This is a genomic window from Streptomyces muensis (assembly GCF_021474425.1).
Taxonomy (GTDB): Bacteria; Actinomycetota; Actinomycetes; order Streptomycetales; family Streptomycetaceae; genus Streptomyces; species Streptomyces muensis.
The window spans coordinates 50,192-63,216 of the sequence record NZ_JAKEIP010000017.1 but is presented as its reverse complement, the minus strand read 5'-3'; the positions used below and the strand labels follow the sequence as shown (position 1 = coordinate 63,216).

General features: G+C 65.7%; 12 protein-coding genes, 1 tRNA gene and 2 pseudogenes. 8 read left to right on the top strand and 7 right to left on the bottom strand.

All coding sequences use genetic code 11. The features are described from left to right. Positions 1–274: 274 nt before the first annotated feature. On the top strand, positions 275–904 hold the full coding sequence (locus L0P92_RS07330) for a TetR family transcriptional regulator (protein ID WP_234761699.1): 630 nt from the start codon (positions 275–277) through the stop codon (positions 902–904). A gap of 103 nt (positions 905–1,007) precedes the next feature. Here the strand turns inward: L0P92_RS07330 and L0P92_RS07325 are convergent, their stop codons facing one another. Further along, entirely contained in the window at positions 1,008–1,379 is a 372-nt protein-coding gene (locus L0P92_RS07325; protein ID WP_234761698.1) for an SH3 domain-containing protein, read from the bottom strand. A gap of 286 nt (positions 1,380–1,665) precedes the next feature. Here L0P92_RS07325 and L0P92_RS07320 point away from each other — a divergent pair, with 286 nt between their 5' ends. The 4 genes from L0P92_RS07320 to L0P92_RS07305 all read left to right on the top strand — a co-directional run bounded on the left by L0P92_RS07320 (position 1,666) and on the right by L0P92_RS07305 (position 5,437). After that, positions 1,666–2,895 (top strand): helix-turn-helix domain-containing protein, encoded by a 1,230-nt coding sequence (locus tag L0P92_RS07320; RefSeq protein ID WP_234761697.1) that lies wholly within the window; start codon positions 1,666–1,668, stop codon positions 2,893–2,895. A gap of 301 nt (positions 2,896–3,196) precedes the next feature. Beyond that, a complete protein-coding gene (locus L0P92_RS07315; RefSeq protein ID WP_234761696.1) occupies positions 3,197–3,391 on the top strand; it encodes a hypothetical protein in 195 nt (64 codons plus the stop codon). Between the two features lie 673 nt (positions 3,392–4,064). After that, a complete protein-coding gene (locus L0P92_RS07310) occupies positions 4,065–4,526 on the top strand; it encodes a glycine-rich domain-containing protein (RefSeq protein WP_234761694.1) in 462 nt (153 codons plus the stop codon). An 86-nt stretch (positions 4,527–4,612) separates the two neighbouring features. Next, complete coding sequence (locus L0P92_RS07305) at positions 4,613–5,437, top strand: phosphotransferase (RefSeq protein ID WP_234761693.1); 825 nt, start codon at positions 4,613–4,615, stop codon at positions 5,435–5,437. A 205-nt stretch (positions 5,438–5,642) separates the two neighbouring features. On the opposite strand, the pseudogene L0P92_RS07300 reads toward L0P92_RS07305, so the two are convergent. Together L0P92_RS07300 and dcd are read right to left on the bottom strand one after the other, a co-directional pair. Further along, positions 5,643–5,837, bottom strand: a pseudogene (locus L0P92_RS07300) (phosphoribosyltransferase); the annotation flags it as partial. Next, positions 5,834–6,409: a dCTP deaminase gene (gene dcd, locus L0P92_RS07295; protein ID WP_234761692.1), complete on the bottom strand. Its 576-nt coding sequence runs from the start codon at positions 6,407–6,409 to the stop codon at positions 5,834–5,836. The pseudogene L0P92_RS07300 and the gene dcd, both read right to left, overlap by 4 nt. 662 nt (positions 6,410–7,071) lie before the next feature. Between dcd and L0P92_RS07290 the strand changes: the two genes are divergently transcribed. After that, positions 7,072–7,145: transfer RNA gene (locus L0P92_RS07290), tRNA-Gly, on the top strand. A 119-nt stretch (positions 7,146–7,264) separates the two neighbouring features. Here L0P92_RS07290 and L0P92_RS07285 read toward each other — a convergent pair. From L0P92_RS07285 to L0P92_RS07275, 3 genes and pseudogenes are all read right to left on the bottom strand, one after another. Then, positions 7,265–7,904, bottom strand: a pseudogene (locus L0P92_RS07285) (tyrosine-type recombinase/integrase); the annotation flags it as partial. 27 nt (positions 7,905–7,931) lie between these two features. Then, positions 7,932–8,369, bottom strand: a complete 438-nt coding sequence (locus tag L0P92_RS07280; protein WP_234761691.1) for an ATP-binding protein — start codon at positions 8,367–8,369, stop codon at positions 7,932–7,934. 275 nt (positions 8,370–8,644) lie between these two features. Next, the gene (locus L0P92_RS07275; RefSeq protein ID WP_234761690.1) at positions 8,645–9,385 is read right to left on the bottom strand and encodes a GntR family transcriptional regulator; all 741 of its coding nucleotides are present in this window, start codon (positions 9,383–9,385) and stop codon (positions 8,645–8,647) included. Positions 9,386–9,466: 81 nt separating this feature from the next. On the opposite strand from L0P92_RS07275, the gene L0P92_RS07270 reads away from it, so the two are divergent. Further along, positions 9,467–10,564, top strand: a complete 1,098-nt coding sequence (locus L0P92_RS07270) for a DUF1152 domain-containing protein (RefSeq protein ID WP_273634005.1) — start codon at positions 9,467–9,469, stop codon at positions 10,562–10,564. A 528-nt stretch (positions 10,565–11,092) separates the two neighbouring features. Continuing rightward, positions 11,093–12,336 (top strand): IS3 family transposase gene (locus tag L0P92_RS07265; RefSeq protein WP_234761689.1). Its coding sequence is split into 2 segments (ribosomal slippage): positions 11,093–11,375 and positions 11,375–12,336, totalling 1,245 coding nucleotides; the frame shifts between segments, so codons are not numbered across the junction. 24 nt (positions 12,337–12,360) lie between these two features. Here the strand turns inward: L0P92_RS07265 and L0P92_RS07260 are convergent. After that, positions 12,361–12,642, bottom strand: a complete 282-nt coding sequence (locus L0P92_RS07260) for a hypothetical protein (RefSeq protein ID WP_234761688.1) — start codon at positions 12,640–12,642, stop codon at positions 12,361–12,363. Between the last annotated feature and the right edge of the window lie 383 nt (positions 12,643–13,025).

Genomic DNA, 13,025 nt, shown 5'->3' with positions numbered 1-13,025 from the left:
CCCAACCTTCAGCCGCGACACCTGCGCACATCTCGGCCCTTCCTATGCTTAGCCAGCACCCGCCCACTCTGGCAGGTTCGACCTCTGGCGCATTGCTGAAATATCCAACCCGATTGCGAGATTGCATCTGAATTCTTTCGACGACTGTTACTGAGTCAGGGTCAATCACGCGCCGACCCGAAAATATGGACCCTGAAGGTGAGATCGAATGACTGAGCCTCAAAAACCGCGCCGACGACAGTCCAAGCGCGCTAAAATGACCAGGCAAGTAATCATGTCCGCCGCAGGCCTGGTATTCGAAGAGAAGGGATACGAAGGGGCAGCGATCAACGAGATCATCGAAGTCGCAGGCACGACGAAAGGAGGCTTCTATTTCCACTTCCCGGAAGGGAGACGCGAATTGGCCGCAGCCATCTTGGATTCGACACTCACTATGGATGGGCTACAGCCGCAGGCACTGAAGCTTCAAGAAGTAGTCGATACCGGCGCCATCCTGGCGTACAGGATCACCCAGGAGGCGAGTCTGCGGGCTGCCCTGCGCCTGTCACTCCACAAGAACGCTCGGGACACCTACGGGACACCATGGCCCAAATGGGTCGCAATCAACACCACTCAGCTGACCGAGGCCCAACAGAGAGGCGAAGTCCGAGCGGGAGTGTCACCCTCGGACCAGGCTTACCAAATTGCGGGAGCATGGTCCGGGCTCGTACTCGTCAGTGAGGCAGTCGACGGCCATTTCCGGAACGTCGAAGAACGAGTAGCCCAGATGTATAGGAACCTGCTGGGCTCAATTGCCCACCCGGCAACCCTGCCCGAAATCGACTTCTCTGCAGACCGCGGCTGCCGACTCTACACAGCCTTCCTCGATCGAGAGAAGCCGTCGCCGCCCAGCAATATCGCTTAAGGACGCCCGGCAAACGCCAATAGGAACGGCACAGCAAACGGCTCCCTATCAGTCAAAACCAAGAGGGAGCCGCTTACCTAAATCATCCTGCTCAGACAGTCAGTCAGTACAGGTACTCCTCCGTGACCCAGCCGACATAGCCAGCGGGCAAGCCGCCGGCCGAATCGGTCTGCAGCATCACCAGATCCCACCATTGCCCGCCACTGTCCCGAGCAGACGTGATGACCTGCACGGGTTCACCCGCGTATATCTGACCGAGGATCCCCGAGCCCGTACCAGGCCCCAGGCGAACCCGGAGCCCATCCACGGTTGCCGTACGCACGGTCGCGTAGTTCACGGACGAGCCGACATCGGCCCGAGTCGACACCGACGCTTCCGACGGGGTTACCGCCGAAGCGACCGACACACCCACCAGGCCGACGCCCGCAACCAGCGCGCCCGACACGACCAGCGTTCGCAGAGCCTTGCGCCCCATGATCAACTTCCCTTCGCTCGAAACAGCGTGAGCGGTCTGGTTTCGCACTCACGAAGCCCGCCACTCATCCGGATGAGTTGCCAGCATCGGACGAGAGGCCCGGCAAGGTCAACCACTTATCCGGATGAGTTGTCCTGCGTGGCAGTCGATGCGTCAAGCTTTGCGCCGCCCCGAAGACCGGTTCCGGCCGAAACGCGGAGGGGTTTCCGCTCCACGCTCGTGCACGACACCCGGTACGAGTCATGGGTACCGTTCTGAGGAGAGCCCAACGGATGGAGCCCCGCGCATGCTGGAAGAAGCCGAGGAGATCGGCCGCCGTATTCGCCGCGCGCGCCTGCGCCTTGGCAAGCCGCAGGCAGACCTCGCCGTCGCCCTGGGGAAGTCTCAAGGGTGGGTGTCGAAGATGGAACGCGGCCAAATCGAGATAGACCGCGTCGGTCTGCTCAATGCCATTGCGGCCGAGCTGCACGTACACCCCAACGACCTGATCGGACGCCCGTACACGAGCAGCCCCGCCGACAATCAATGGCAGGTCGCTGCAGGGTCCATCCTGCGGGAACTGCGCCGCTACGACCTCACACCCACCTTTGACGGCACTCCCCGGCCATCCGGCGAGCTATGGCGCGACATGTCGAGGCTGCACCGCCTACGGGACGCGGCGGCGAACGTGGCGATCCTGCGCGTGCTGCCCGATCTACTGCGTGAGGCCCGCGCCCTTGCCGAAGTTGCCAACGGACACGAACGCGAAGAGGCGTACGCCGTATACGCCGTCGCCTGCAAGTTCGCCCACACAGCCGCGCATGCCCTCGGACACGCTGAACTGATCACCATGGCAGCTGAGCGCGCAGCATGGTCCGCCCGTCTGTCCGGCGATCCCATCATGCCCGCGCTTGCCGACTGGATGCGCGTCTGGGACATGTGGACGACCGCGGATTGGGACGACTCCCTGTACCTGTCCGACAAGGCTCTCGGCGCCATTCAGGACGCCTACGACCACGGCGATCCACTCGCCGTGTGCATGTGGGGATCACTCCAACTGCGCGCCGCCGTCTCAGCCGCACGAGCAGGCCGGCCGTCGGAAGCCGAGGATCGCATCACTCACGCTCGTGCCGCTGCCAACCGTATGAACGGGCACCAAGGGCCGCCCATCTATGACCGGCACTCCGTGACGTTCTCACCAGGCAACGTCCAGATTCACGCAATCAGCGTGGCACTGGAAACCGGCGACCAAACGCGCGCCCTCTCCATCAACCGTCGCACCAGCCCCGAGCTGGTCGCCGCGCTGCCCAACTCCCGCCAGGGACACCATCACATGGACCTCGCCCGCGCGTGGCTGTGGGACGGAAACCGCGACAAAGCGCTGTCCGAGCTTGAGACGGCCGAACGGATTGCCCCGCAGCTGGTTCGCAACCACCCGATCGCCCGTTCGACGCTGCGCAGCATCGTCTACAACGAGCGCGCGACCACTCGCGAGAAGCTGCGCCGCATGTCGAACCGCTTCCACCTCGACGGATGAGGGTCGTATTCCTCTGATTCATATTGGCCCCCTGACCGGCTTTTAGCTTCGGGGCATGAGTCGACGAGGAACCCCCCACCAGCCTTCGCAAGGTGGCGCGTTAGGCACCGCCGCGCCCTTCTACCCCCGACTCGGTGACCTCGCTCGGGACACGTCGAGGGACGGGGAGATCGGCGTCGTCATCGCGCTGCCAGGCGAGGGGAGGAACACGTACCACCTGTGCCCGCCTGGAGGCGGCAACGAGTGGTCGGCGCCCAACGACGGCACCACCTTGGGACCTGTGCAGCCCCAAGTCACGCACGTGACGCCCCTGAAACGTGACGTGACCTACGACCCCCGCGCCCAACACGGCGGCCTGCCGATCACCGTGCACTACGACGACGGCGGCACCGCCGAGTCCCTGCTCATCCTCGATCCGTCCCAACTTGAGCTGTACCACTACCAGGTTGGGCGCATCCTCTCGCTGCGTGACAAGGACCTCGGGGGCCTGCTGTGAGCGGACGCCACGCCGCTGGCCGGAAACCCCGGCCGTTACGCGCAGTCGCGTACTCCCCGACCGTGCCCCGCCCTGTCGGCTACCGGTGCGAGGCTCTCGCAACGCCTCTTGACGGCAAACGCGCGGTTGTCCTCGCCACGCACAATGCCCGCTCACCACGCCTCGCCGCGCGATGGCTCCAAGCGCAGGCCGAACGACTTGCCCGGCGTCTGGACCCCGATCCGTTCGCCCCGTGGCTGCACTCCGCCCCGCTTGTCCTTACGGGTGACACACATGCCGCCGACGTCTTGCGTAGATGGGTCCGAGACCCAGCCAAGTACGCGGACGCCATACAGAAGCTCGCCGCCCGCGTCTCGTACCACCTCACCATCACAGACAGCGATGCGCGGTACTCCCTGATCGCGGCCCCCGTACCCGTACGCCGCCCCCAACAGTTCCCGCCCCTCACCGGGCGATTCCCCACCCATGCAGGGGGCGGCTGCCAGCCTGCGGCTGCATACGTCGCGTCGTAGATCACCGCATTGCGCGGAACAGACTCCCCGCCCGCCCGAACATCGCTTCTCTCCCTTCGGACGGGTGGGGACTCCACCGCGGCCGAGGCCGCCAACAGGAGGCCCGCCACGGTGTGCACCACCACGCCCGAAGCACCACCCAACACAAGGAGGCACGGAACGTGACCACAGCACAGAAGCGCACTCCGACAGACGCGCGAACGCTGATCAGCACGGAACTGCGCGAAACCCTGGTCGACAACATGCGCGCCAAGTTCCCGCAATTGGCCCAGGAGAAGGCCGACCGAGGTGTCGGGCAGATGCTCGCTTTCCTCGCCGCGTGCGACTACAGCGAGAAGCCGCTCAGCCCGTCACCTCTCGTAGACGACTTCTGGCACGCCTTTCTTCTCCACACCAAGGCGTACCGGGAATTCTGTGAGCAGCACTTCGGTCGATTCCTGGACCACCAGCCCGGCTACCTCGACCCGGAGGAGCACGGCGGCGGGAAGGCCCTCCACGCCCTGACCGTCGACTCGATCACACTCGCCGGGTACGAGATCGACTTGGAGTTCTGGCCCGAGCTTGAACTCGCCGAGTGCTCGCAGTGCCACGCGAACTGCTCGAACAGCCCGTTCCGTCCCTGACGGCCCCCTGCCGGCCCCCGGTCTGTGCCACGCTGTGGCCAGGCCGGGGGCCGGCCCCATTGCTCGACCAACGCAGGAGACCGCGGGTGGATCGCATCGGATGGCAGGACCTACCAGCAGAGACCCGGGCCGCCGTCGAGCGCCACACCGGCCCAGTCCATGACGCCGAGACCGCGCCGCACGGTGTCATGTCCCGACTCGCCTGCACCATCGACACCCGGACCGGCCGAGTGTTCGTCAAAGGCACCCGCAAGGACGACGTACAGGCGTGGGTGTACCGCCACGAGGCCGAGGTCACGCGGTACGCGGTACGCGCACCCCGCGTGCTGTGGGATGTCACTGCTGGCGGGTGGCAGCTATACGGATACGAATACGTCGAGGGCCGGTACCCCGACCTGAGCCCAGGGTCTGACGATCTCACCGCCTTCGTACTCACGCTCACCGCTGTTTCGCAAAGGCCATGGCCCGAGATTCTGCCTAAGAAGCCGCTTCACACACGGTGGGCCGAGTTTCTGCCGAAGGACGTACCAAGCAGCTTGCAAGGCCGTGCGCTCGCCCACACAGACATGTCCCCGCACAACATGCTGGTAGAGGACACTGGCAGATTGCTTCTACTGGACTGGGCGCTTGCCTGCCCTGCCCCCGCATGGGCAGACGCCGCGCTGGCAATCCCTCGGCTTATCGCCGCCGGGCACACGCCGGAACAGGCCGAGACGTTCGCCCGGGAGATCCCCGCATACCGGGCCGCCGAACCTGACACCCTCACCTTGTTCGCGCGCACGGTCTACACAGCGTGGGAAGACTGGGAACGAACACGTCCCATGCCTCACAGAGCAGCGCTCACGGCCGCCGCTCAGTTGTGGGTCACGCACCGGGGGGAAGGTCAGCCAACGGGCGCACACGCCGTCTAGTAGGCCCACCGCCAACGACAGACACCCGGCTGCCGAACCAATGTGAGGAGTCTCACTGCACGAACGAGCCCTCGCCAGGCTCAGCAAAAACTCAGCAGAGCAACTAGTTAGACCTACATCCAAGGGGTACCAACGGGCACAACAGAAAAGCCCTGACCAGGGCGTTTGCCCAGGTCAAGGCCACGTGTTATCAGCACGCCAAACCAAACTCCACGTTCACAAGATGCAGGTTCTTGCAGTCGAGCGCGTAGGCCAGCCCGCCGGCGACGAAGACGCCGCCGCCGCGGGCGATGCTGAGCACGATGTCCGGCTCGTACCCGTCGTCGGCGATGGTCTGCGCGAGCTCACGGACGGCGGTGCCGAACCGCTCGTAGGTCAGGTTCTCCCGCACGCCGCTCACACCTGGGTCCGATGGAAGTTCTTGAAGGACCGCGAGGCGGTGGGTCCGCGCTGCCCCTGGTACCGGGATCCGTACCGCTCGCTGCCGTAGGGGAACTCGGCGGGCGAGCTGAGCCGGAACATGCACAGCTGGCCGATCTTCATGCCGGGCCAGAGCTTGATCGGGAGCGTGGCGAGGTTGGACAGCTCGAGGGTCACGTGCCCGCTGAACCCGGGGTCGATGAACCCGGCGGTGGAGTGGGTGACGAGCCCGAGCCGCCCGAGGGAGGACTTGCCCTCGAGCCGCGAGGCGAGATCGTCGGGAAGCGTGATCACCTCGTACGTGGAGGCCAGCACGAACTCCCCGGGGTGCAGGATGAACGGCTCATCACCCTCGGGCTCGACGAGCCGCGTGAGATCCGCCTGCTCGATGGAGGGGTCGATGTGCGGGTACCGGTGGTTCTCGAACACCCGGAAGTAACGGTCCAGCCGCACATCGATGCTCGACGGCTGCACCATGGATTCGTCGTAGGGATCGATCCGTACCCGCCCGGCGTCGATCTCGGCCCGGATGTCCTTGTCTGAGAGAAGCACGCCCCGAGGATACGCAAGGCGCGCGGAACGACCACAATCACGGCCTCCACGCGCCTGGCGCTGCGCTTGCTGTTACTGCTGTTGCTGCTGTCGATTGCGGGTACTGGCGCTGCTGCCAGGTACGACAGGTGCGCGCCGATACCACCGGTACCAATGCCGCTACCTGCTGCCTCTACCTGCCGTCGCTACTTGCTGTCGCTCCCCGCTACCGCTTCCCCGACGCCACCGCCACGGGCACCGGCACCACACTGCGGAGCCGGGCACACCGGGGACATCGGAGGAGTCGCCCGGGGCCGAGGCGCTCGGCCTGCTGCATCGGGAACGAAGCGATGCTGAACACGTGCCCATCGGCACATCGGACGACGGTGCGCTCCATCAAGTCCTTCAAGTCCCTTCCCCAAGAGCCGCGTCCGGCTGCCGCCTGCCTGACGACGAGAGGCACATTACGGGATCAAAGGGACGGCCCTCCAGGCGGCACTCCGACCCCGCCCTACCCCTCTCCGACCCCTCCACCGTACGCCCCAACTCCGGTACCCCGCAGTCACATCCACCCCCTGAAACGCCCTCAGCCCCCAGGGCTTCAGCGCCGGGGGCCGGTGATGAGGTACAGTGACCAGGCAATCGGACACCGGCTCCAGATGATCTCGGAACGGGCGTCTTACGCGGGTGTAGTTTAATGGTAGAACATCAGCTTCCCAAGCTGAGAGCGCGAGTTCGATTCTCGTCACCCGCTCCATGCGAAACCCCCAGGTCAGGGACCCGGGGGTTCTTTGTTGTCCAGCCCGGTGGGTGAGGTGCGCACCACAACCGCACCAAGCTTTCGGCGGCCTCCTCGTTGGGGTGCGCGGGGTCGTCCTTGTGGTGCTTCCCACGCTCGGCGCGGACCAGGTCGTCGAGGCCAGCGGCCGCCTCGCGCTGCCGCTCTTCGTCGGAGTGCTGATAGATCAGCGCGGCTTTCTCGGAGGACTGGCCGGCGCGGACCATCGTGTCCGTGAGGGTGGCGCCTGAGCGGGTCGAGAGGGTGTGTCCGGAGTGACGAAGGCCGTAGAAGCGGAAGCCGTCGCGGGAAGGCCGACGGTGGCTCGGGCACACCGCCACTTCCGGCCGAAGGGTGTGCGGCGGAAGGGAGCTCCCTTCTCCCTGACGAAGACCAGACCATCGGGCCCCTTCTCGGCGAACCAGGCGAGGTGTTGCTTCACCTCCTTGTAGGGGAAGGCCGGGAGGACGACGGCGCGGACACCCGCATCGGACTTGGTCTCGCCGGGAACACGCTGCCGTTGGTCCACTCAGGCTCGACAACGCGGACGCGGATCACGAGGCTGTCGAGGTCGATGCCTCGGCGACGGAGGCCGGCCAGCTCCTCGGCGCGCATCGGGCCGTACGCGCCCAGGTAGACCATGAGACGCCAGCGAATGCCGATCGCTTCTGCGAGAGCGTCGACCTGGGCAACGGTGGCGATACGACGTTCGGCAGCTGATTCATTGCCCGCGCCCTTGTCTGCCAGAACAGGCAGGGGTGAGCATCACGACGGCCAGGCATCGGCCATCACGAAAGACACGACCGTACCGCCGAAGGGGCTCGGGCCGGAGTGCCATGAGTCGGCGATGGAGTCGACCAGGAGGAGACCGCGCCCGTGCGCGTCGTTGGCGTCGGGCCGGCGCACGCGCACGTTCGCCGGGAATCCGGGGTTGTGCACCTCGACACGGAGCGAGTCCCCTTCGCGGAACCACTCCACCCGCACGACCCATGGATCATCCGACCGTCCGTAGACAATGGCGTTGGTGACCAACTCGGAGATCATCAGCGCGCAGTCGTCGACCGAGCAGACCGGGTTGTACGGGGCGATGAACTTCTGGAACCAGCGCCGGGCCCGGGGTACGGACTCCGGGATGGGATGCAAGACCATCGCTCCGAGTCGTGGTGCGTCCGGGCCCGGGTGCCGGTCGATTGTGTAGGCCATCCGTGCTCACTTCCTGCCGGTGCCGTCGCAGTCGAGGCACCGTCGCTTCGATGTGGCACGGGCACGGTCGTTGACGGTGGAGAGCGTCAGCGCCGTACGCGAGCTGACGCGTTTCCAACCGCGCCCCCGGCAACCCCGGCAAGCTAAGCGCGCGTCCTGTTCCGGCCGCTGACCCGTCACGCGTGCCCCCTTCCAGTAAGTGGCCTTAGCCACTTACTGGATAGTGGCATTAGCCACTCGCGGCGTGCAAGCGGTTCAACGGAACTCACGAACCGTCAGGAGAGCGGGTAGCCCTGCTCGAACGCCCAGCGATGGGGCGGATAGGTGGCTTCGGCGAACTCCAACGGCCTGTCCTGGAGGTCGAAGACGACGTGATGGACGATCAACACCGCTGATCCAGAAGCCAGTTTCAGGTCTGCCGCTTCCTCGTCCGTGGCAGCCCGAGCACACATGCGGTCTTCGGCGTAGCTGCCCTGGCGTCCAGTCATGTTCTCGACGTACATCAGGGTGCCTTCCTGGATCCGCTCGGGACCCAGGAGCTTGGGCGCCTTCTGGCCGACGTCCGGAGCGAACCATGACGTGGACAGCGTGATGGGCCCGTCCTGGTTGTTGGTGATGCGCCGGCGGTGCACGGCTCGCCGGTCCTTGACCAGGCTCAACGCCTCGACGACGTAGTCCGGCGCCTCCAGCCAGCCCGCAGACGTGATGACCGCGTACTCACCCGAGGTGTAGATCTTCCCCGTCTGCCGCGCGCGCCCGTACAACTCACGTGCGCGCCGGTTGACTTCGAGGCTCCGCACGTACGTGCCCGACCCCTGCCGCTTCTCGACCAGGCCCTGATGGCTCAGCGCCTCCAGCGAACGAGCCGCCGTCGGCCTCGACACCTTCCAGTCCGCAGCGAGTTGCCGTTCCGAGGGAACCTCGTCGCCCGGCCGCAGATCCCCCCGCAGGATCTGATCACGGATGAAGTGCGCGATCTGGAGATACTTCGGCTGAGTCTCCTCAATCTGAGGCATGCTCCCTCCCTGGTCCAAGTGGCTATGGCCTCTAGCCACTATAGGGTGAGTCGCAAATGTTCGACCCCGTACCCTGTCCGCATGACGCGGTTGATCGTCGCAGCAGGAGGAGGGGGCGACGCAGTCGCCGCCGCAATGCTTGACGCCACCCTGTACGGCGATGAGGACCAGGCGGTGATCCTCACCTACGCGTGGGATCGTCTCCTGATCGACCCGGTTCCGGGGCCCCGAGGAGCGCACGACTTCACCGGCCTCGAACAGATCACTCCGGCCGTCTGGGCAGTGCCGGCCGAAGCCCGCCCGATCGCTCCGGCTGGATCCACCCTCCCGCGACTCGCGGCAGAGCTCCCGCACACGTTCGCGCTGATCGACCCGCACTACGGAGCTGAGGGCATCACTCGCCAACTGGAAGAGCTGATCAGCCACTTGGAGCCGACATCGGTCGACCTCCTGGACGTCGGCGGCGACATCCTGGCCCGAGGCGATGAGCCGACGCTCAAGAGCCCGCTTGCCGACGCCCTCACACTGGCCGCGTGCTGCCAAGTGAACGCACGCATCCGCCTGTTGGTCGCAGGCCCCGGCCTGGACGGCGAACTACCACCCGATGACCTGCGCGGCATGCTCGGGCCTCTCGTCCACACCTTCACGGCGAAGGATTCAGAGCGGATCAGCTCGGTCCTGGAGTGGCACCCATCCGAGGCGACGGGGATGCTCGCGGCGACGGCACGAGGAGTGCGAGGTACCTGCGAAGTACGGGACGCAGGCCTCCCCGTGCCCCTCACGGACGAAGGTCCCACGGTCCACGAGGCCGACATGGACGAGGCGTTGAGCCGTAACCAGTTGGCCCGCGCGATCACGGTGACGGTCAACCTGGACGACGTGGAGGCGCACAGCCGTGAAATCTGCGGCTACTCGGAGATCGACTACGAGCGCAACAAGGCCGCATGGCTCAGCGAGCAGCGGCCTGTGAAGCTGGCCCCGGAGGCGGTCTTGGCCCAGCTGGATCAGTTCGAGGCCGAAGCCCAAAGCCGCGGAGTCACCCACACGACGTTCCGACACATCACCGAGGCCCTGAACCTCAACGGCGGCCAGCGCCACGACCTACGCGAGCTGCTGATCAACAGCCGCACGGAGCAGTACGACGCCCCTCTGTGGCGCATCACGACCTCACCTGAGTAACAACCTTCTTCACGGGTTCAAGTGCCCGCGCGAAGCGCGGGCTGGCCCCTTGGGGCGGCAGCGAACTACGGCCCATGAGTAGATCACCGCGTAGCGTGGCAACGCTCAAAGAGAGCCTCCGGCGGGGGCGCTCAGGCTCCGAGATGGACGGGGCGCCGTTCGCGAGTGCCGGCCGAGTAGTGGCGTGCGCGGGGAGCTCCCATCCCGTCTGCCATCGACCCAGGCGAAGCCGAGCAGACGCGGCCCATGGCGTCCAGGTCGTTCGTACAGTGGCGCGCTCCACCTGGACGCCATGAACCACGCCCGCTCCACGGTGTGTGGGTCGACGGCAGACGGGATGGGAGCTGGGGTGAGTGGTGGGTGTGCGTAGGTAGCTCAGGTGCAGCTATCTTGCCTGCCTGAGCTGGTCGACCAGACGAGTTAGCTCGTCCTCAGACAGCTGGAACCGCTCAGGATCCCAAGCGACCTTGTAGTGAGGTGAACCGCTCCGGGTCTGATGGAGGCTCGATTCCCTGAGAGGATCGAGTCATGGCACGTCCGTCCCCCTACCCGCCTGAGCTTCGTGAGCGCGCGGTGCGCATGGTCGCGGAGATCCGCCCCAACTACCCAACCGAGTGGGCCGCTATGAAGGCCGTCGCGGCCAAGCTGGGCATCGGGGCTGCGGAGACGGTGCGGACCTGGGTCCGCAAGGCCGAAGTCGATGACGGCCAGCGGCCCGGCGTCACGTCCGGGGAGGCCGCGGAGATCAAGCGGCTGCGGGCCGAGAACGCCGAGCTGCGGCGGGCCAACGAGATCCTGAAGGCGGCGTCGGCTTTCTTCGCGGCCGAGCTCGACCGGCCGTCGAAACGCTCGTAGCGTTCATCGACGCACACCGCCAGGTGTTCGGAGTCGAGCCGATCTGCCGGGTCCTGACCAGCCATGGCCTGAAGATCGCAACGAGCACCTACTACGCCGCCAAGAACCGGACCCCCAGCCCACGGTCGGTTCGCGATGCGGAGCTGAAGACGCAGATCAGCCGCGTTCACGCGGACAACTTCGGCGTCTACGGGGTGCGGAAGGTCTGGCGGCAGCTGCACCGCGAAGGCATACCGGCAGCCCGCTGCACGGTGGCCCGGCTGATGCGCGACCTTGGCCTCCAGGGCGCCCGACGTGGGAAGAAGATCCGCACCACCATCCGCGACGACGGCAACGAGCGGGCCTCTGACCTGCTCAGGCGCGACTTCACCGCGTCCCGTCCGAACCAGCGGTGGGTGGCCGACTTCACCTACGTGGCCACCTGGTCCGGGATCGTCTACGTCGCATTCGTCGTGGACGTGTTCTCCCGGGCAATCGTCGGCTGGTCCGCGGCCACCAGCAAACGGGCCAAGCTCGTACTCGATGCCCTGGATATGGCGTTGTGGCGTCGGGACCGTGCCGGAACTCCCGCTGGGCCAGGGCTGGTTCATCACTCGGATGCGGGCAGCCAGTACACGTCTTTCGCGTTCACCGCTCACCTTCTCGAGGCCGGCATCGATGCCTCGATCGGCACGGTCGGCGACGCCCTGGACAACGCCCTCATGGAGTCCCAGATCGGCCTCTATAAGACGGAGTTGATCAAGCCTCGCAAGCCCTGGCACGGCCTTGCCGATGTCGAACTCGTCACCGCGGAATGGGTCGACTGGTTCAACAACCAGCGTCTCCACACGGCGATCGGAGATATCCCGCCCCACGAGCACGAGACCAGCTACTACGCTCAACACCAGCCCCAACCGGCGGCTGGAGTCAACGCATAGAGCCTCCACCGATCCCGGAGCGGTTCAAGGTTCCAGCCCGGCGATCGCCTGACGCATCCCGTAGGTCGCCTCGAAGAACCGTTCCATACGTCGGGTCAGAAGCTGATCTATGAATTCCTGCGCATAAGTGCTGTCGCCGATCTGACTGCGAGCAACGTTCGTTGGGGCTGTGTAGGCGTACAAGACAGCCTTGACTGAAGCAATGGCTCGATCGAACGCTTGATGCCGTTCGTGTCGCCGATCGAACCGGGCCTTGGCCCAAGGCGCCAGCAAACCGCCGCTCATCCCGCCGATGAGAGCGGCCACCAACGTCGCAACCAGCTCGCCATCTCAACTCCACCGCTCGGTCCATCCAAGATTTCGGCGAGAGTATCGGGAGCCACTGACACTGTCGGCTGAGAGTGTGCCCCATCCGTGCCCGATCGAGCGGGGAACCGCGGGGACCAAGGGTCGCTCCCAGGCAGACATCAGAGTGACGACCCCTGACCGATTCACCAGGTCAGGGGCCATCCATCTGCGGTGGGTGTGGGATTTGAACCCACGGTGACATCGCTGCCACAACGGTTTTCAAGACCGGTCGGTTTTGAGAGGCGCCTCGCTGTCCGACCTGCTGTTCTGTTCCCAGCCAACAGCGTGAAGCCGCGACGCTGGCCGCAGGTTGGCCAAACGGCGAGCGCCCAGCCGTGCCG

What these genes read in the sequence shown, in the direction of transcription:
- L0P92_RS07330 (WP_234761699.1), top strand. Translation starts at nt 275, where the DNA reads ATGTCCGCCGCAGGCCTGGTATTCGAAGAGAAGGGATACGAAGGGGCA.
- L0P92_RS07325 (WP_234761698.1), bottom strand. Translation starts at nt 1,379, where the DNA reads ATGGGGCGCAAGGCTCTGCGAACGCTGGTCGTGTCGGGCGCGCTGGTT.
- L0P92_RS07320 (WP_234761697.1), top strand. Translation starts at nt 1,666, where the DNA reads ATGCTGGAAGAAGCCGAGGAGATCGGCCGCCGTATTCGCCGCGCGCGC.
- L0P92_RS07280 (WP_234761691.1), bottom strand. Translation starts at nt 8,369, where the DNA reads ATGGCCTACACAATCGACCGGCACCCGGGCCCGGACGCACCACGACTC.
- L0P92_RS07275 (WP_234761690.1), bottom strand. Translation starts at nt 9,385, where the DNA reads ATGCCTCAGATTGAGGAGACTCAGCCGAAGTATCTCCAGATCGCGCAC.
- L0P92_RS07270 (WP_273634005.1), top strand. Translation starts at nt 9,467, where the DNA reads ATGACGCGGTTGATCGTCGCAGCAGGAGGAGGGGGCGACGCAGTCGCC.